Annotated in this window: 16 protein-coding genes; 4 read left to right on the top strand and 12 right to left on the bottom strand. The window is 47.6% G+C overall.

What is annotated here, in order from left to right:
- Positions 1-133 precede the first annotated feature (133 nt).
- The 5 genes from ACI48J_RS13280 to ACI48J_RS13260 form a co-directional block, all read right to left on the bottom strand.
- Positions 134-2,725, bottom strand: coding sequence for an ABC transporter permease (locus ACI48J_RS13280; protein WP_405083127.1), 2,592 nt, complete (start codon positions 2,723-2,725; stop codon positions 134-136).
- The gene (locus ACI48J_RS13275) at positions 2,722-3,405 is read right to left on the bottom strand and encodes an ABC transporter ATP-binding protein (protein ID WP_405083126.1); all 684 of its coding nucleotides are present in this window, start codon (positions 3,403-3,405) and stop codon (positions 2,722-2,724) included. Before ACI48J_RS13275 ends, ACI48J_RS13280 begins: the two co-directional genes overlap by 4 nt.
- Positions 3,406-3,429: 24 nt before the next feature.
- Complete coding sequence (locus ACI48J_RS13270) at positions 3,430-4,368, bottom strand: VanZ family protein (RefSeq protein WP_405083125.1); 939 nt, start codon at positions 4,366-4,368, stop codon at positions 3,430-3,432.
- A gap of 101 nt (positions 4,369-4,469) precedes the next feature.
- A complete protein-coding gene (locus ACI48J_RS13265; protein WP_405083124.1) occupies positions 4,470-5,471 on the bottom strand; it encodes a sensor histidine kinase in 1,002 nt (333 codons plus the stop codon).
- Positions 5,472-6,155 (bottom strand): response regulator transcription factor, encoded by a 684-nt coding sequence (locus ACI48J_RS13260; protein WP_405083123.1) that lies wholly within the window; start codon positions 6,153-6,155, stop codon positions 5,472-5,474.
- Positions 6,156-6,417: 262 nt separating this feature from the next.
- On the opposite strand from ACI48J_RS13260, the gene ACI48J_RS13255 reads away from it, so the two are divergent.
- Positions 6,418-6,819 carry a winged helix-turn-helix transcriptional regulator gene (locus ACI48J_RS13255; protein WP_405083122.1) on the top strand — a complete coding sequence of 134 codons (402 nt, stop codon included), beginning with the start codon at positions 6,418-6,420 and terminating at the stop codon, positions 6,817-6,819.
- 78 nt (positions 6,820-6,897) lie between these two features.
- Here the strand turns inward: ACI48J_RS13255 and ACI48J_RS13250 are convergent, their stop codons facing one another.
- From ACI48J_RS13250 to ACI48J_RS13240, 3 genes are all read right to left on the bottom strand, one after another.
- Complete coding sequence (locus ACI48J_RS13250) at positions 6,898-8,322, bottom strand: hypothetical protein (protein WP_405083121.1); 1,425 nt, start codon at positions 8,320-8,322, stop codon at positions 6,898-6,900.
- A gap of 463 nt (positions 8,323-8,785) precedes the next feature.
- Positions 8,786-9,328, bottom strand: coding sequence for a PadR family transcriptional regulator (locus ACI48J_RS13245; RefSeq protein WP_405083120.1), 543 nt, complete (start codon positions 9,326-9,328; stop codon positions 8,786-8,788).
- Positions 9,325-10,167 carry a sialate O-acetylesterase gene (locus tag ACI48J_RS13240; protein WP_405083119.1) on the bottom strand — a complete coding sequence of 281 codons (843 nt, stop codon included), beginning with the start codon at positions 10,165-10,167 and terminating at the stop codon, positions 9,325-9,327. Before ACI48J_RS13240 ends, ACI48J_RS13245 begins: the two co-directional genes overlap by 4 nt.
- A 633-nt stretch (positions 10,168-10,800) precedes the next feature.
- Here ACI48J_RS13240 and ACI48J_RS13235 point away from each other — a divergent pair.
- Positions 10,801-11,631, top strand: coding sequence for a DJ-1/PfpI family protein (locus ACI48J_RS13235; RefSeq protein ID WP_405083118.1), 831 nt, complete (start codon positions 10,801-10,803; stop codon positions 11,629-11,631).
- Between the two features lie 153 nt (positions 11,632-11,784).
- On the opposite strand, the gene ACI48J_RS13230 is transcribed toward ACI48J_RS13235, so the two are convergent.
- Together ACI48J_RS13230 and ACI48J_RS13225 are read right to left on the bottom strand one after the other, a co-directional pair.
- Positions 11,785-12,939 carry a hypothetical protein gene (locus tag ACI48J_RS13230; protein ID WP_405083117.1) on the bottom strand — a complete coding sequence of 385 codons (1,155 nt, stop codon included), beginning with the start codon at positions 12,937-12,939 and terminating at the stop codon, positions 11,785-11,787.
- The gene (locus ACI48J_RS13225) at positions 12,936-13,463 is read right to left on the bottom strand and encodes a sigma-70 family RNA polymerase sigma factor (protein ID WP_326051587.1); all 528 of its coding nucleotides are present in this window, start codon (positions 13,461-13,463) and stop codon (positions 12,936-12,938) included. The genes ACI48J_RS13230 and ACI48J_RS13225 overlap by 4 nt, the downstream gene beginning before the upstream one ends.
- Before the next feature lie 814 nt (positions 13,464-14,277).
- Between ACI48J_RS13225 and ACI48J_RS13220 the strand changes: the two genes are divergently transcribed.
- Positions 14,278-15,129 (top strand): CPBP family intramembrane glutamic endopeptidase, encoded by an 852-nt coding sequence (locus ACI48J_RS13220; RefSeq protein ID WP_405083116.1) that lies wholly within the window; start codon positions 14,278-14,280, stop codon positions 15,127-15,129.
- Between the two features lie 18 nt (positions 15,130-15,147).
- The gene (locus ACI48J_RS13215) at positions 15,148-15,780 is read left to right on the top strand and encodes a TetR/AcrR family transcriptional regulator (protein WP_405083115.1); all 633 of its coding nucleotides are present in this window, start codon (positions 15,148-15,150) and stop codon (positions 15,778-15,780) included.
- Between the two features lie 423 nt (positions 15,781-16,203).
- On the opposite strand, the gene ACI48J_RS13210 is transcribed toward ACI48J_RS13215, so the two are convergent.
- Complete coding sequence (locus ACI48J_RS13210) at positions 16,204-17,571, bottom strand: M20/M25/M40 family metallo-hydrolase (protein ID WP_405083114.1); 1,368 nt, start codon at positions 17,569-17,571, stop codon at positions 16,204-16,206.
- Positions 17,572-17,584: 13 nt separating this feature from the next.
- Positions 17,585-18,865 carry an ACP S-malonyltransferase gene (gene fabD / locus ACI48J_RS13205; RefSeq protein WP_405083113.1) on the bottom strand — a complete coding sequence of 427 codons (1,281 nt, stop codon included), beginning with the start codon at positions 18,863-18,865 and terminating at the stop codon, positions 17,585-17,587.
- Positions 18,866-18,876: the final 11 nt, after the last annotated feature.

Raw genomic sequence — 18,876 nt, 5'->3', positions numbered from 1 at the left:
CGAATATGCGTTACTTGTCCCCGCATTCTTTTAATCAATCTATAAGAAAAAAAACACTCTGATGAGTGCTTTTTTGGGCTGAAACCGGCAGTTCCAAGCAGCCTGACTCCAAGCTAGGGCGGGCGATTTCCTATCATATACTTTCTTGCTTTAATGCATCCATAATGTTTTCTTTTTTTACTTTCGAGCTGGAATATAACATGGCGGAACCGACAATGACAAATACGGCGACAATGACAGAAAGAATGTTCATCCAAGGGAGGGTGAACCCATAGCTGAATTTGTTCGCAAACGCCCCATAGATCAGATACATCACGATAAAACTGAGGGGAAGCCCGAACATCAGCGATTTGGCCCCATAATACATACTTTCGAAGTTCATCATTTTCGCAAAGCCTTTTGGCGTTATGCCTACGGATTTCAGCATGGCAAATTCTCGTTTTCGAAGGGATAACCCCGTCGAGATCGTATTAAAAATGTTCGCAATGGAAATCGCGGAGATTAATACGATAAAACCGTAAGAAAAGACGGACATCAATAGAATCTGTTGTTCTTCGCTTTTTCTGGATTTATATACGTTGTTAACATTCAGATTGGTCTCATGCATCTCTTCGATTTCCTGCTGCGTTCTTATCGGTTCGGTGCTTTTCAAATGGAGGAGCGTCAAAACACTAGCTAGATCCCCGTCGTCAGCCAGTCGGTTCATGACGCGTTCCGAAACGATGATGTTTAACCCGCCTACGCCTATCGGGTTCATCCCCATAGGAGCTTGATCCGTCAACGCGGCAACGGTCACTTTGTTTATCTTCGTGTCTTCCTCCTTTTTTTTATAGATATTCGTTAACTCGATTCCTTGACCGACATTCGTATACATGGCCTTCGTCTGAACATATTTTCCCGTATCCATATCTTTGTAATGAATCGTATTCATCACGATCGCGGCGGGGTGACCCGGATCCGTAAGCTGTTCGTAATCTGCGCCTACCGCTTTGGCATAGGCCTGCAGGCTCGAATCGTTCAAGGCATGAATCTTAATCTCATAAGGGTATTTCCCGTCTTGCAGTAAACTCTTATCTTTCTTCACCTTCTCTTGCAATTCATCCGCGATGAATGCTTCATCGATCCAAGCGTTCTTATATAACTCTTGAATCACGCTGTATTCCGTGACGCCATCCAGGGATACAATCGATTGCATCAACCGGTCGTCTATTCTTTTTCCGTTGCTGTATGATACTTCAAGATCATAATTGACGCCTTCCCGCGACAATTCCAGGGATTGTCTCATGCCGGCCGTAAAAAACGATACGGTTAAAAACAAAACGATGCTGATGATGAGCGAAAATACGATGGCATGATATCTCCGTTTGTTCCTTTTTAAGTTTTTCAGCCCAATTTCCGCCTCAATCCCGAAGAGCTTGCGAATGAACGTTGACGTTTTCACGGCTTTGGCCGTAAGTTTTACGTCGGTGGTTTGGCGAATCGCGTCCATAGCGGATACCTTGGATGCCTTGATCGCCGGGAGGTACGCTGAAATGAAAATCGTCAGCATCGACACAACACAGGCAATCAAGAGCGATAACGGCGTGACGGTGAGCCTCAGCTTTTCGGTGGTCCATAATGCCCCTTCAATCATGGCGTTCATGAACCCAAAGGTGATTCCAATCCCTCCAAGACCGCATAGGATGCCGACGGGTATGCTGATCAAGCCAATGACGAACCCTTCAAAAAGCACTGAATTTCGCTTCTGTCTTTTCGTAGCTCCCACACTCGCGAGCATCCCTAAATGGCGGGAACGTTCCGAGACGGATATCGCAAAAGCATTATAGATAAGCGAAACCGAGCCGATCATAATGACCGCCATCAGGATTGCCGATAAAGAGAACATCATGCTGTATGAGGCTTTGCTTTTGGACAAGCCGTAATAATGAAGTAAATCGTTATTATATTGGACCTTTTCAATTTTGTTTTTAGTCGCTAAATCCTCCGCATGAGCGAACAAGGACGGATTGACACTCTGCACGACCACTGATGCATCGACTCGATCGTTTGCTCCGATGATATTTTCATCGACATAGCTAATGATCGTATAACCTGGGTCCCAAGCCCTTTCCCATACGGGGCGCTTGATGAAGCCTACCACCGTATAATCCCTTGTCTTGACATGCTGCAACGTTTCGGTCAATGTGTTATCTTCCCTACGCAGCGGTTCGGTCTGATCTAGGGGACGATCGCCCCCTTGCTCGAATCGTTTCCCGACTCGAAGGGTTAGACGATCGTCGATCTCGTACTTCACTTTCGCGTTTGTTGCAACGGGCTCGGAAATGACGACTTCCTTGTCCGTATGCGGAAGACGCCCCTTGCTTAGTTCAATCCGGAATTGCGCGAAACCCCTCGTATCGTATGCCTTTACGAACAAATACGGTTTATTGGGATTTTGCCCCCCTTCTAATGGGGCATAACCAAGATCTTTTGTGATCGCGACGGTTTTGGTTGCATCATCGCCCTGTATCGCTGCAAGCTGTTCTTTGTTAACATCTTGATACCGGACATGCCACTCCCCCGTATCCGCGATGGTTTGCCTAATCATTAAATCCGAAAAAGAAAAAACAAGCGTCGCAACAGCGGTCACCATGGCAACCGAAATGATGACGCCGATGATAGTTACGAGCGTTCGTCTCTTGTTCTGCTTCAGATGCCGGATGGTTAGTGTATGGACAATATTCATCGTCGTATCACCTCGTCTTTGGCCATCCTCCCGTCTTCAATTGAAATGATCCTATCGGCTTGCAAGGCGATTCGTTCGTCGTGCGTAATTACGATCAGCGTCTGATGATAGGTTTTATTCAACATTTTTAATAAGTCGACGATCTCGCTGCTGTTCTTGCTGTCCAGATTCCCGGTCGGTTCGTCGGCCAGCACGATCGCAGGATTGCCGATGAGCGCTCTGCCGATGGAGACCCGTTGCTGCTGACCGCCGGATAGCTGGTTAGGCAGGTGGTTTAATCGATCCTGCAAATTCAACGTATTCACAAGGCCATCCAACTGCTTTTGATTTACCTTTTGTTTATCCAGCAAGAGCGGCAGCGTGATATTCTCTTCCACCGTCAGGACGGGAATCAGATTGAAAAACTGGTAGATCAGACCGATTTGCCTGCGCCTGAAGATGGTCAGCTGCGTTTCGTTCAAGGCATACATGTCCGTATCCTGAACATAAACTTTACCGCCAGTCGGCCGATCCACGCCGCCCAGCATATGGAGGAGCGTTGATTTCCCCGACCCGGATGGGCCGATAATCGCGACGAATTCGCCTTTTTGGACCGAAAAAGATACATCGTCAAGCGCTTTTACCGTAGATTCGCCAGTGCCGTATTCTTTAGACAGATGCTCGATTTTTAAAATTTCCATTGCCATACCTCCTTCCTTTGATGCTCAATTCCAGGTATATTCCATCTTTCTAAAACCGACATCCCATAGGGTTTCATTCCCCTCAATGGTTATCGTAAGCTCATTGGCCTGAGGGAGAAAAATTAAGCCCATATCCGGTTCATGGCGCTGAGCTTCTGCAGATACGGACAGGAACTCATGTCCGTCAACGGTAACCCTGATGCTGCCGTGGAAATCTTTGTGATCGGGAATTCCATAATTCAAGGAGAGATATACCTCCTCCTTATTGCCTAACGAATACGTATACGTTTCCTTGTTTTTCCCTTCGGTGCTATACACATTGTATTTGGGTTCCACGTCTTGACCGCCAATCTTAAGACTGGACGGTTTGGTTTCCGTTGGTGGATTGCCGGTACTATTCTTCAAATCGTTTATCGCCACAAAGGGTCCCATTTCTTTGGTGAACACATGATCAAGTGTTCCGAAGATCCCCCACACCCCAAGCATCAAGACAATACCGGAAATGCCCGTAGAAGCAATATTTCTCCGGATATTTTTTGTGCGAAAGCCAAGCTTGTACGCTCCGAATCCGATAGCTGCGCCCGATGAGTTCTTTATGACGTCGTCAATGTCGAAGCTCCCGAGGAAAGTTAGTGCCTGAATAGTTTCCAGCACGAGAATGGACAGGATGAACAATGTCATAAAGCGAACAAAGTTGGTCCGATATAACAACGGAATCAATATGCCAAAGGGAATGAAGGCCGCGATGTTCCCGATACTTACAAAATCCATCAACGTCGGATGTAGAAGATCGGATAGGCTGGGCACCCTGAAAAAATCTTCCGGTAAAAAATTAAAGGCGTACTCGGTGATTTTATCCGCATTACCTACTCTGCCGAAAGCGAAAAACAAAAAATAAAGAATAAATAGAGTATAGAATATAGTGACGGCAAAAATGATCTTTCGTTGTTGCTTTACATGCATCGTCTTACCTCCATCGTTCATCTGATGATTCTCATTTTATCTGTCTAAAATGACTATCAAGTGACGATGGAGGTGACAATTCAGTCACTTAAGAAGTGCCGCTAAATTGCTTGTTTATAAAATTTAATCCGAAACTGCGTACCCGTCTCGGTGCCGTTCGTCACATCGATCACGCCGTTCTGGCTGGCAATGATGCTGTGAGCCATCGCAAGCCCTATGCCGATGCTCCCTTCGCTGGCATTCTTTCCTTTGTAAAAACGTTTGAAAATATAAGGCAAATCTTCTTTCGGAATGCCGTTTCCGTTGTCAGCAATGACGATTTCCGTAAATAGCGCGTTTTCGGAAAATGCGATGGTGATCGCTCCGCCTTCAGGCGTATGCTCCACGCCGTTTTTCAAAATATTGATAACCGCTTCGGTAGTCCAATTGAAATCGCCGACAAAAGAGACGTAGTCATCGCCCGTAACGGAAACCGTTTGTCCCTTAATATCCATCGGAATCATAACCGGCTCTAATGCCTTTTGGATAAGGTTTTTCATGGGTATTCGTTCTTTTTTAAATGGGATGGTCTTCGCGTCAATTTTCGATAACTTTAATAAGGAAGAAACAAGCCAGTCGATGCGTTCAAGCTGGATGCGAATATGATGGGTGAACTCCATTCTTTTGGCCGGAGGGAGGTCGGAGTCGCTTAATAAATCCGCCATTACCGTCATGGAGGTGAGCGGCGTTTTGAGCTGATGCGAAATATCGGAAATGGCATCCGTCAGTTGAATTTTGTCCCGCTGCAGATTCGATCGGTGCTCCGATAGCATGAGCGTCACTTTGTAAATATCATTTTTTAAAATGCTAAGCTCGCCTTCTTGATTATCGCGAACGTCAAGGGAATCATTGCCGCTGCTAATGTCCCGCAAATAGACGGACAACTTTTCTAGCTCGCGATATCTCCATCTCGTGAATAACAAACTGCTCCCAATAAGCAGAATGGATAGAATGAATACGAATGCCGCCGCGACAGACGAAATGAAAGCAGCGATGACGATCGCCGTTAAGCTGATCGAGCCCATGATGAGCAACAACATTTGAATTTCCCGATTACGCAGCATCTAATCACCGACCTTGTAGCCTAAACCGCGTACGGTTTTGATCAAAGTCGGATGCCCTGGATCATCCTCCAACTTTTCTCTCAGCCTTTTGATATAAACCGTTAATGTATTGTCGTTCACGAAGTCGCCGGCCACATCCCAGATTTGCTCTAGAAGCTGATTCCTTGTGAGAACCTGTCCAATGTGGTTGCCAAAGATCAGCAGTAAGCGATATTCTAATGCCGTCAACGGAATTTCGGTGCCGTTTTTATGCACTTTGCCTTCCAGCGTATTGATTCGGACATTATCGATGTCTATGATCGCGCTAGCGTGGGATGGCTTCTGGTACCTTCGCAAGACGGACTTGATCCGGGAAAGAAGCTCACGAACACGAAAAGGTTTCGTAATATAATCGTCGGCTCCCATGTCAAGCCCCATCACGACATTGACCTCATCGTCGATTACCGTTAAGAAGATGACCGGAATGTCTCGTCGCTCTTTCACCATTTTGCACAATTCATAGCCGCTTCCGTCGGGAAGCTGTAAATCGAACAAGCATAATGCAAATTGATCGATTTCTTCGGCGAGAACCTTTTTTGCTGAGCCGACATCATGGCAAAGAACGGTTGAAAAACGATCTTGTTGCAGCGAATATTCCAAACCGGACGCGATCGTTTTATCATCTTCGACTAATAAAATTTTCATTCGCAGATCATCCTTACTATAGGATAAATTTATTCCATCTTAGTTTCGACATTATAACAGACTTTTTCCGCAGCAAGCGAAAAAAAACGCCGCTCCGCCGTTTGAGCAAGTCCAGAGCAGATATTCTAATCGATCTGGAAGTTGTTGACATTGGGGCCTAGTTAATCTTACTATATGGAATGATCGATTTTTGATTATATTCGGCTTAATTTGAAACTCATGGTTTTTGCTCAAAATTTTTCTGTAAAGGATGTGTCGACAGATGATTACCTTTAGAGACAAAACATATCGCTGTACCTCGGAAATTATACTAGGCTTAATCAGCGGGAAATGGAAAATATCTATATTAAACCATTTAGCAAAAGGCCCGGTGCGGTTTAATCAGCTGCAGCGGCTGCTTCCCGACGCGACCCAACGCATGCTTACGATGCAGCTAAGAATGCTGGAAAGCGACGGACTCATTATTCGCAAGGTTTATCCGGTTTCGCCTCCAAAAGTGGAATATGGCTTATCCAAGTTGGGCGAACAGTTGGCTCCCATGCTCACGATGTTATGCGATTTTGGCACCGCCTATATCGATAATTACTCCGACGAAGTATCGTGCACCGACCAAAAGCATGCCTTAGGAACTGCTTCAAATATTGAAACATTAAGAGGTACCTAGGAAGGGTACCTCTTAACCTTATATTCCTTCCTTCTGCTCCTATCCGGATGGTCAGTGAATCTCGTTTGGTTTAAAGACTTACAGCACTAAAAATTGCGTTCCGAACCCCTTGCCGGAAACATAAGCCGCCTTCAGCTCCTCCTTATCCCCTTTGTCCAATAAAACCACATTTTCGGGATACAGTTTGCCTAGCAACGCCCATAACACAAGTTCATTTCCGCCGGTTGGAATGAAATGAATGCCATCGGTATTTGTCACCAATCCGGAATACGAGAGAATATCTGCCGCAAGATGCCAGCTGAGGGAGTCCCGCTTCGCAACTGCGGCATCGGCATTGTCGTTTCTATTCGGACGATATAAAAACCGATGTCCCCTAAAAAGCTGACCGAGATCTACCGTAAACTCGCGGCCTTCCATTTCCAGGTTAAACCGCAGGGTCGTTCGATCAGTACCGACATTTGGCAGCAACCGAGCTGTGGATGGTTCATCGTCATGCTCCCCGGAAATAGGAAGCCCGTTCTTGTTCACCGGTGAGCCCTTCCCTGCCTCATTACGCGGCGCGGCATAATAATCTGCATGTTCATAATCGAAGATGACCGCAGCCATATCTTGTGTTTCATCTGCCGCTATGGTTTGTACCGGATGCCACTTCAGCAGGTACCGCACCGCCGTCCGGGCCGACTCTCCCAAACCCGCCGGCAAGACGGTTCCCAGACGATATTGGAAGCCGTAACCGGCGGCAGTCAGACCGGAGCTGACGACACTTTGCGCATATCGGATAATCGATTTGTGCGTCAACTTTTTCCCGAGCAATTGTGTTAAAAAGATCTCCCGAGCCGGCTCCAGAAAACGCAGTCCTTTGAAGCCTGTGTGTTCCTTGACTTCAAACGGAACTTCTTCCCAATTTGCAAACGGAAGCAAGGCATCCCGCAGCAGAACGAATTGGTGCAGATATTCATTATAAATCTGCATGATCTTTGGACCGCCATAGGGCCCCCATACCTGAGCGTTGGCTTCTGGAATCAGGGAGTGACCATAACAGTGACTGCGAAATTCCAGCTTTCCGAGCGTTTCCGGTCCATACTTAGCGAGCGCGTTTTTCTCGGAATTAATCTCCCGTGCCCAGCTTACCAATTGTTCGCCTATGCGCACCGCCTGAGCCGTAAGCTCGGCGCCAGCCTTATCTTTTAAAGCCAATGGCCCAAGTGGAAGTGATGACTGGTGTCCGGAAATCGCCAAATTCGCTTGAAGGCTGTCCAAGAGCACCGTCGGATCGCCGTTCACCGGTTTGCCAAGCTGAACCAGCATCGCTTCGAGCATCTTATCGAGCTCCATAACGACCTCTTTTGCCCGATATACACCGGCAGGCAAATTCCAATCCAAGGCCGCGTTCACGCCCTGTCTGATGGAGTCGCTAGGATACTTGCCAATAAGAGACTCAATATCGATAGCCCTCCCCCATACAATTCGCTTATCTTTCAAAGTAAGTTGATATTCCTGCATACCTTCGCACCTCACTTATGATTTTTTTAAACGACCTCACCGCTCAGTAAAATCTGGATCGATCGTTCTGTATGTTAGGTTATCAGGTTCCCCTACGCTTGAATAGTACGCACTTTTTTGTAGGATCCGATCATTTTTGTAAGGTAGGATACTTTTTGATACTGGGATTATGGGGAGTCATCAAAGATCATCGGCGGAAAAAGAAAAAGGCCCGTGACGTTTAACGCCATGAACCTTTGTCCTACCAATTATTACTGATTTCGTCAAACCCTCTTGCTAAAAAGGAGACTCCAATGTTCGACCTGAACAGATTGCTGACGGCGATAAAATTGCCGAAGCAATTCAACATACTCCGGGTCTTCTGGATTCTGTGCTCGATCTCAAGCTTCAATGGCTTGGTTTGGGCCGCATCGATCTGAGCTTATGCGTCCAAACGTTCGCGCTTGCCCCAAAACTTCTTTTTTTATTGTGCAAGATTTCCCTCTATTTCTGCTCTCAATTGTTCAAACCACTCTAAGTTAACCAAGTGATGGGAACGGGAATTTTCGTTCATGCGGCGGTAGTAATCGATTGTGCCGGGAAGTTCTTGTGTGTTGGACAGGTATTCATCAAGGAGGGCGATTCGGGTTTTAGTCTGGTCTATTTGCGATTGGATCAGTTCCTGCAATTTGGTTTTGTCGTATTCGTCGGCAAAGAGCAGCGCCCCATAAAATTGCAGGTTCACATATTCCGATTTGGTGCCGTATTTGACCATTAATTTTTCGAATTCAGCCATTCCCGACCCGGTGATTTTAAAGTTCCGAATTTCGCGCCCACTGGTTGAAGGATTCTGCTGAATCTGTTCAATCCAACCTTTTTCTTCAAGTTGCTGCAGATTGTAATAAAACGAGCCTTTTGTGAAGTTTACAATGTATTTGTAATGGCGTTTTTCCATTAAGGCCAGTAGTTCATAGCCGTGAGCGCCAGGGTTTTGGATGAGCAAGCCAAGGATGAGTAAGGGGATCAAGGCTGCATCACCTTCACCATCTGCGCCTCGAATTCTGCGTACGTGATTTTACCCGAAGCCAAATCCATGCTATGAAGGTAAATCTGTTCTGTTTTCGAATAGTCGCGCTCCGTTTTCAGCGACTGCTCCTCCCCAGGGATGGGTTCCATGACATGACACTTTTTCGAATAAGCCTCGAAATAGCGGTAGCCGAATTTGCGTTGTGAAACCGCGTCTAAATGAATGCCATCAGGATTCGCCGTCAAATCTGCCGCTGTTATAAAATAACAATTTTGCTGTTCGTTAGCGAAGTGCCGCAATTGTTCATTGACCTGTCGATACTCTGTCGCGTGCTGTCCAAAACCGGTCTTCCCAAGGAAATCACCAAGTCCGCCAATGATCAACGGCACCTCGTCAAGATTCAATTCGTTTCTTAGGGTCTGGATGATAAGGGTTAATTTCTCGTAATAAGTTTCATGTAGCGAACGATAACTGTCGCTCTCACCCTGGTGCCAAAGAATTCCGCAGATTTGACTGGACCGCATGGCGAAGCGGGCTTCGGACAAAGCATGCTGAAAAAGGATGCCTTCCGGATGCCAGTCATTTAAGGAACTACCACCTTCCGCACAAGGAATCAAACCAATTTCTTCATCGGGATTGTCCTTTGACCATGCATCGGCAAAAGACGCCGCCAGGCTTACACCGGAAACAGGACGGTCGTAATTAATCGGCTCTGTCATCATCTGCCACTGTCCATTGCGCAGCATTTTTATTTTTTCATTATAGATAGGATCGACTTCGTGCAAAAATCCACGGCCCGCCATATTAGACTGACCCAACATTAAAAATGACTTTATCATTTAGTCTTCGCTCCTTTACATCCCTACTATAGTCTAATTAGACTATAGTATATTGTATAGTCTGATTAGACTATGGTCAATTGAATTACTTTGAGAACATGAAGAACTGGGTCAGATGCAAGATGAACAGGCGGTTAGCTTCCGGTCATTCATCGATGTGCTGAACCACCTGATTTGTGATGAATGTTTATTGTTTTGTGCCCTTTTTACAACTTCGTTTGAGATACTCGTTTGTTATGATTCTTCTTGCGGACACGGACGGCAACTATCGCGAGTAAGGGCTCGTTCTACGCAAAAACGAATGAAGGAGGATGACATAGGCTTGGAACACGGCAGTTTCTCGTTTTTTCCATTCGGTGCTCTATTTTGTCTCACGCTTTTTTCTTTTGTGGCAGTTCGAATCTATGCGATTCGTCATCGCTACAGAGATTCCAATCAAAAAGACCGTATGAAAGATCTTCTGACAAAATAACTTTTCCTTGATCGACTCGCAGGGGCTGCTAAACTTTTCCAATTCCGCATGATTCGAGTAGTGTACTGGATTCGTTAAGCACACCAATAAAAAATCGCTTAAGGTTAACGGATTACGTACCGTTTTATGCCTTGAGCTAAACGAAAGGAATAGGGATAAGGATGAAAAAAGTTTTGGGATTACTCATGTCGTTTGCACTGGTTCTAAGTCTAGTCGGCTCTGTAGCAAGTGCGAAAACAACGGAGAATATTGATGCATTCAAAGACAAAAAAAGTACGCATGTTCAAATCGTATTATTCGATGGTTTCGATCTACTGGACGCACTAGCGCCATACGAAGTATTCGCTGCCGCGGGAATGTACTCAGGAGGAGTAATTACTGTGGAATTGGTATCCGCGGAAGGTAAGCGTTCTGTGCCGAGCGGTCTGAATGGGCCCGCTCTCGAAGCGCAAGCCGCATTAGACCCGAATCGTCCGGGAATTATTTTGGTGCCTGGAGCTTCGGGCAAGCCGGCGGGTCATTTTGAAGATGCCATTCCGAATATATTAAGGCAGACCATGAAGACAGGCTTGCCGGGTATGTTGAAACAAGCTTTTAATAATAAGGAAGTCACTGTGGCTACAGTATGTGGAGGTACATTGCTGCCTGCAATGGCAGGTTTGTTGAAAGATAGACATGCGGTTACCAATCATATAGGCATGGCTGCGTTAGGAGCTCTCGGTGCAATTCCGATTGAAGCAAGAGTCGTTGAAGATGGTCCTCGTTTCGTGAGCGGAGGAGGCGTGACTTCGGGACTTGACGTGGCCTTGTATTTGGTCAATCGTGAATTAGGGCCCCAAGTCGCGAATTCCGTAGAAAAGTTATTTGAGTACGAGAAAAGAGGCACGGTGTGGAAAGCGGAAGGGATTACGCCGATCGACTTTAATACAAGTCCAAAAGCTTCTGAAGAAAAACAACCAGCTGCTAATTCCGTTAGTAATACCGAAAAATGATATAAAGCGCCTAAGGGAGTACCCAATCGTCTCTTGACCTGATCGTGATAAAAATCAGTCAGAGGAAGGTATGCCTCCATCGAGTCATCAAATACAGCAGGTACGGCGTTTAACAAGACCAAAAACCCCTGTTGAGGTTCTTGGTCTTGTTTGTTAAAACCTTTTTGGTTCGTAGTCCAATATAACGATTCTGCCGGTAATCACGCCGTTTTCGTCCCTGTGAAATAAAATCGTCTTGTAGGTATTGCCATCCCCACTTATAGAGATTCTATCCGAGAATCCAATTTGTCCTTCCTCGAAGAATTCTTTGGGAGACGTCGTTACGCTCCAATCTTCATGCGTATACTTGATGTTTCCGGAATCGTCATAGGTCACTTCTTTTACGGATTCGGGTATGGTCTCACCGATACTCTGACCGTCACGTATTTTGGCCCGTAAATCTTTACTCCACTTTACCCACTCCTCTTCCTCTGCATCGTTAGCTTGCGAAGACGATGGATTCAGCAGGGCTTTCAAATAAGCTTCTGCCTTAGCAGGGTCCGCTTTTGCGACTTCAAGAGGGAGATCGAACAGCGCCGTGGCACCGGAATAGTCCTCCTTGGGTTTGAGTTCCCCCGTCTTTTCGTCGTACGCAAACGCCTCTCTACTAAAAAAAGTGCTGCCGCTGCTGATCGCCAAATACACTCCTCTATCCGCAAACATTTCCACTTGGCTGCATTCAATAAGCCTGTACATGACACCATCGATAACGTCCTCACTGTAGGCACCATTCATAGAGGCAATGTTAACCTGCCATGGTTTCTGTCCTTTGATCAACGGAGAAATGAAGAACGGGACCTTGCCATATTCCGGATCGTCGGTATTCGGCATCGGCTTGCCATCCTGTCTGGCTATGGATACAACCGCATAGGTTCTGTCAGGAAATATTCCCTCCGAAGAGTGTTTAAACTTGGTAAGACCTGCTCCCGAAACGAGACCATGCAGCGTAAAACGGTAGTCTCCGGAAGCGATTGATTGATTGACCTGAATAGCGCCTTTGCTTTCAAACGCAACCGCTAATTGCGGATCGCCCAAATGCTCGGCGACCTGCTTGGCGCTGTATAGTCGAGTCGCTGCATAAGCGGATACAGACAGCACCAGCAACAATACGGCAGCTAATAGTCCTGCGGATACTCTTTTCTTGTATTTACGCTTCATTTGGGTGTGCTCCTTTAACTGATCGATTATACGCTGATTCAGCTTTTCTTCTGGCTCTGCTGCGGAAGCTAAAGATTGCCTGAGCAACCGCTCCCAATCCGCATCCTTCATGGGGAATCAACCTCCAATACTTTTCTCATGGTCTCACGAGCTTTATGCAGCCTGCTCTTCACCGTTCCCGGCGGGATTCTCAGCACCGAAGCGATCTCCTCCACGGTCATTTCCGCCGTATAATACATATAAAAGGGAATCTTCAGCTTGTCGCCCAGCCGGTGAGCGGCGTCCCGAATTAAGGTGCGGAGCTCCAGCGACAGCACTTCGTCTTCCGGCGTTGTTTCACTTGAGAGAAACCGGGACTTGTTCGCCGCTTCTTCGTCTAGTTCAGCTGTAGGGGCGATTCTTTGTCTCCAAGCAAATTTGCGACGGTGATTTTTATGCAGCCGAATTGCAATCGATAGGAGAAAAGCTTTCGGGTTATGGGACGCGTCTATCTTGAGTCGCAGCTCCACGGCCTTGAGAAATGTTTCCTGATACAAATCATCGGTATCCTCTTTGTTCCCCGTCAGCTTGTAGCAAAAACCGTAAATCGACTTGCCATGAAGCTTCACGAGTTCGATCAACTCATCAATATCCAAGTAACTTCTCCTTCCCGAATGGCCATTCATCTATATATTGTCACAAGCCGGGAGTCGGTTCATTTCGTATTTTCAATTGATTGCTAGAGTGCGAGGAAGGTAACTGAGCTACGGAAAAAACTACCGGCCCTAATCGGGTCTATGGCGGTACTTGAGCCGTTGTGAAATGGCAACGGATGACGACTCCTCAAAATAAAAAAACCGCGCTATACGCGGATTTTCGAATTTTTTGATAATTAATTGTAATTTTTTACGTACGCTTTTGCTTTTGAGTCTGCTTTGAAGCTGCCAATCAGTGAGGCATACATACGCCCATACAAAGGTTCGCCCTAAGAAAAGGCTTTGCATGAGCCGCGTAAGATACTGGCAAAATGATTTGCCATCCAAATCGGCCACCTTTCACTGGAAATTTTAGCAAAAAACCATCGATGCCTCAACATGAAAAACATATATAAAGAAACTAACAATAAACCCCTCTACTCGAGACCGGGTGCCGTGGACAAAGTTTGATCCGGAAGGATTGGTATCCACCATCTTTTAATCGAGTCTTCAAGCAGCTTATAAAACAAGGAGCAGCTGCACTACAAAGCTGCTCCTTTTTGTTTTCTCGCTATTTAAGTGCTCGCCAAAATGCAGCCGATCGCATACATATCAATTTCATCGTATATTCACTTTTTCAATCTTCCGTACCATCCTCCAATCATCATTTGAGAAAATGTCGTTGTCCTTGCGTTGACAGACCATTCTCGGATAAGTATATTGTATTTACCAACTATGTAGTCGGTAAATACGAAAAAAGAATGAGGTGTATTACATGGAAAAAAATTATGGGCTCCAACCGCCGATACCATTCGGCTTCAAATCTTTAGCAGGGTTTATCGTCATTTTCATTATTTGGCAAGGAGGCGCTTTATTAGGGTTAAATCTAACGAATGCTCTAATTCCCGCTACTCGCTCAGGATTACCTAGCTTAATCACGCTCTATTTGTCCTTTTTTTTCCTGATTCTCGGAGTCTACATCGTCACCAGATATTTTTTCAAAATTCGTTTTAGAGCATTTTTATTTGAAGGCAAAAAGCCTGATTACCGTAAATTCGCGAAGTATTTTTCACTGTACGTAATGGCACTTATCCTGTATTTACTTGTCGATATAGCTGTGCATCCCCAAGCCTTTACGCTTCATTTCAATCCGCTTCCGTGGTTAGGTGTACTCCTTGTTACTGCCCCTTTGATTTTGATTCAAAGTGCTGCTGAAGAGATTTTGTTCAGAGGGTATATGTACCGTATGTTCAGATCCTTAAAAGGCGGTGTATTCTGGTCGATCCTCCTCACTTCCCTGACATTTGCTCTGATCCATGGACTAAACCCCGAAATGCTAAACTACGGAATTTTTGGACCGTTGTATTACCTGCAAGGAGCATTCTTTCTGGGAATCGTTGCTTATTACACCAATGGGCTGGCCGCTCCCATCGGGATTCATTTTGCCACGAACATTTTCAATACATCTATTTGGGGATATGGATCATCGGCTTTGGATAACATGGGGCTGCAGAGTATTGTTTACCGCCACACGTTGGATATGAGGTTTGCATTCTTTGGGATTTTTGCTATCGTTATTTCATATAGCGCTTTTCAATTTTTCAAACAGAAGAGGGACCGTTTGTAAGGTTCCCTGGAGGAGCTTATGAGTAGAAGGCGATTGCCGGCAGAAGAAGCAAAAACGATTATTTTAAACCATGCCAAGCTGTTATTTATAGAAAAAGGTTATGATCGGGCCACAATGGACGACTTATGTACTTTGACCCAGATGAGTAAAGGCAATTTGTATCATCATTTTAAAAACAAAGAGGTGCTCTTTCTCCAATTGCTTACCCGGCACTCGGAACAAATGTCACAAAAGTGGCTTCATTTGGCCGAGCAATCCAACTCTCCCGGCCAGCAGCTGCTTGAAATGGCTGAATTATTCGGAAGAGATTGCGAAAGTCCGTTACTCCGCGCGCTCGAAGAGTATGCCAGAACACTTTCCAGTGAATCCGAAGCATTAACTACATTGAGAGAGATCACAGATGCAGCCTATCGTTCAATCAAACAGGTGCTGCAAAAAGGGATCGACCAGGGCGTTTTTATTAAGGAAGATATCGACACGTTGAGTTTCGGCGTAATGTCCACAATGGCTGGGGCAACGCAGCTCTGTCTAACGATGCCAAAGTTAAGCGGGGAAGAATATGCAGCGCTTCATGTCAAGGCGATCAAACTGCTTTTGAATGGAATATCGATTGATGCCCCAACTGAAAAAATGAGACCACACTTACTTTAATGCGACACCTCGTATGACAAGTACATGATTCTACTCCCGGATCTCAGAGTATATCAAAAACCATCGCCAGGTTAGCGATGGTTTTTAACAAAGATGTGCGTAATAAAAGCCGCGCCAGGCGTGAGCGATGAATGATCTTAATTCAGGAAGTCTTTAATCTTCTCGGCCATATCTACATTGCGGTCAGTGAGCAGGGTTTTGTGATATTCAATATCCCAATCGGAAGAATTGGTATATTCATTCAACTCTTTATCATCATTGGACTTGCAACAACTAGCCAATCATTATCAAAGTGCACTCCCACCTGCCAACATTCATACTTCTCATGAAAACCATTAACAAATAATAGGATGCTTCCCGATTCGCAACTTATAATTAAATGTGGGTATCTTAACCCAATTTTATACGTAATCTGTTCACGTCTTATTCTCCGTACCGCTCCAGCACCCGGTAAATCGCATCCGTGCCGAACCCGATCGCTTCTACGGGAATGCGTTCATCTGCCGCATGAATCAGTTTGGTAAACTGCATGTCCTTGGGCAGCGGCATCGGCAGGAAACCGTAGGTTTGGATGCCGAGCCTCGCAAATAATCTTCCGTCCGTTCCTCCGGGCAGCAGCATCGGCACCGGAACGGCCTCCTTATCCGCTTCTTTCAGCACATCGGACAGCAAACCGAACAGCCCCATGTCGGGAGCTGCGGCGCTTGAGTCATGGCGCAGCACTTCCAGCCCGATCGAATCATGAATCGCGAATCGGCGCAGCTCGTCCATGAATTGCTGCGGAGTGACGCCCGGCAGCGTTCGGCCGTCCAGCTCGACTGTAATTTCGCTTGGATGAACGTTGATTTTCTCGCCGCCGCGAACGACGGTCGCACTGACCGTATTACGCAGAAGCGGGGCGAACGTCCCGCCCTTTTTCCCCAGCAGCTTCAGAATGAGTCCCCCCAGCCGGGGACGCAGCAGCCCTCTCAGCAGCAGCGACGGCAGCAGCGGCAGCGCGGCGGCCATGCCTTCAATCATCAACCGGGCCGCCGGGGACGCACTAATCGGCAGCTTATTCCTGCTAAGCGATTGAAGCATGTCCCCCAATTGCGCCATACAGTCGGCTCCCGGCTTGCCCATGGAGCCGTGGCCTCCGTCTCCTCGAATCGTTGCTTTGAGCCAACATAGCTGCTTCTCCGCCACCATAATCGGATAAAAGGTTTTCCCCAGCGCATGAAACGCGAAGCCGCCGAATTCGCCGAGCGCATACGTTACGCCCGCAAAATAATCGGCATGCCGCTCGACCAGGAAGGAAGCCCCGTATTCGCCCCCTGCTTCTTCGTCGCTGACAATCGCCAGAATGAGATCGCCGCGCAGCGGCAGCTTGCGGACATGCGCGCGGAGGAAAGCCGATACGAGCATCGCCACACCGCCTTTCATATCAAGAGCGCCCCGTCCCCATACGAAGCCACCCTCAATTTCGCCCCCGAACGGGTCGCGGCTCCAGGCCTGCTTGTCGACGCCAACGACGTCGACATGCCCGTACAGCAGCAGCGGCGGTTCCTCCCCGCTGCCCTTCATCCTGGCCAGCAGATTGGGCCGGGCCGGATCAAGCGCACAGATCCGCGTATCAATGCCCGCATCCTCAAGCAGTTGCCGGATATACAGGATGCATGCGGCTTCCTCGCCCGGCGGATTTGTTGTATTGAAGCGGATCAATGTCTGCAAAATCTCCACGGGAGACGGCAGCTCCGCGGGGCGCTCGACTCCATCTTGATCCAACTCGTCATTGGCCAGCCGGATACCCATGACCTCATCCTTCCTATAACAGACTGTCCGCGTATGGCCGGTCGGCAGGAGAAACGCCTGGCAAGCTGCGCAGGCCGAACTCACCTTGCAGTCTTGCTAGCCGTCGCTCCTGCTCTTCGGAGGACGTGCCTTTAGTGCGAAACACAGATTCCAGCATCGACAGCGCTTGCCGTACATGCGCCTCCGCCACTTGCTCTCCCGTCTCCCGCAGCCGCTCGACCAGTTGCTGCACGCCGCGGTAAGGCGAAGCGACGCCTTGTTCATATTCGGCCGCGTTCCAGTTGCGGTTGCGGACGCAAGTAGCGATAGCCAGACAACGATTAAGCAGTTCAATCGAATAAGCGTTCGTTTCCCGGCTTGCGGCAAGCAGATGCGCCTCATCCTCCTGGTCGTCAAAAGCGAATACGCGCAGTCCGTCCGATGGAGCCAGCCGTTTCAATACATTGCCCGGTCCCAGTTCCACGGCAGCGGCAACGCCAATGCTCTTCTGAAATGCAAGGACCGCCGGCCAATTGACGGGGTTCGTCAATCCCCTTGCCAGCATACCCGCGATCTCCGCCGTATTCCCGTAAGGCAGACCCGTCAAGGAGGAAACTACGGGAAAACCCATTTCTCCAAACGAGACGCGGCTCAGCACCTCGGCAAATTGCGCTGCTGCCGGCGCCATCAACGGGCTATGGAACGGCGCGCTTACCTGCAGTGGAATGACTGAGGCCCCATGGGCGGACAGTCTTTCGGACGCTTTATGGACGCCCTCTTTGTGGCCTGAAATCACCGTTTGCCGCTCAGAATTTATATTCGATACCACAACAATACGACTTTCGTCCGTGCAGCCTGCGCTGGTTTCCAAGCATACTTTGGCGACAATATCGGGACTCGTCCCGTTCACGGCGGCCATCGCGCCGATCCCCGCAGCGGCGGCCCCTTGCATCAACTCGCCGCGGCGGCGTACGAGCCTAAGCGCATCCGGAAACGTTATGGCTCCCGCGCAGGTTAAAGCTGTAATCTCGCCCAGGCTGTGGCCGGCAGCCATCGCGGGTGCGTATCCCCATTCCCCGCTGTAGACGCGATACATCGCCACGCCAAGCGCAAGAATGGCGGGCTGGGCATTGTCCGTCCGCGTCAGCTCCGTCATCATTCCCTCATACATCAGGCTGTCAAGGCGCATGCCCAGCGCTTCGTTCGCTTCCTCCATCGTCGCTTTGACAACCGAATACCGCTCGCTCGGCGCTTTTCCCATTCCGACGCGCTGCGAGCCCTGACCGGGAAACCATATCGCATGTTTGTTCAGCATCTTCCATCACG

The sequence above is a fragment of the Paenibacillus chitinolyticus genome (assembly GCF_045038035.1).
Classification (GTDB): Bacteria; Bacillota; Bacilli; order Paenibacillales; family NBRC-103111; genus Paenibacillus_F; species Paenibacillus_F chitinolyticus_A.
This window is presented reverse-complemented; position numbering and strand designations above follow the sequence as displayed.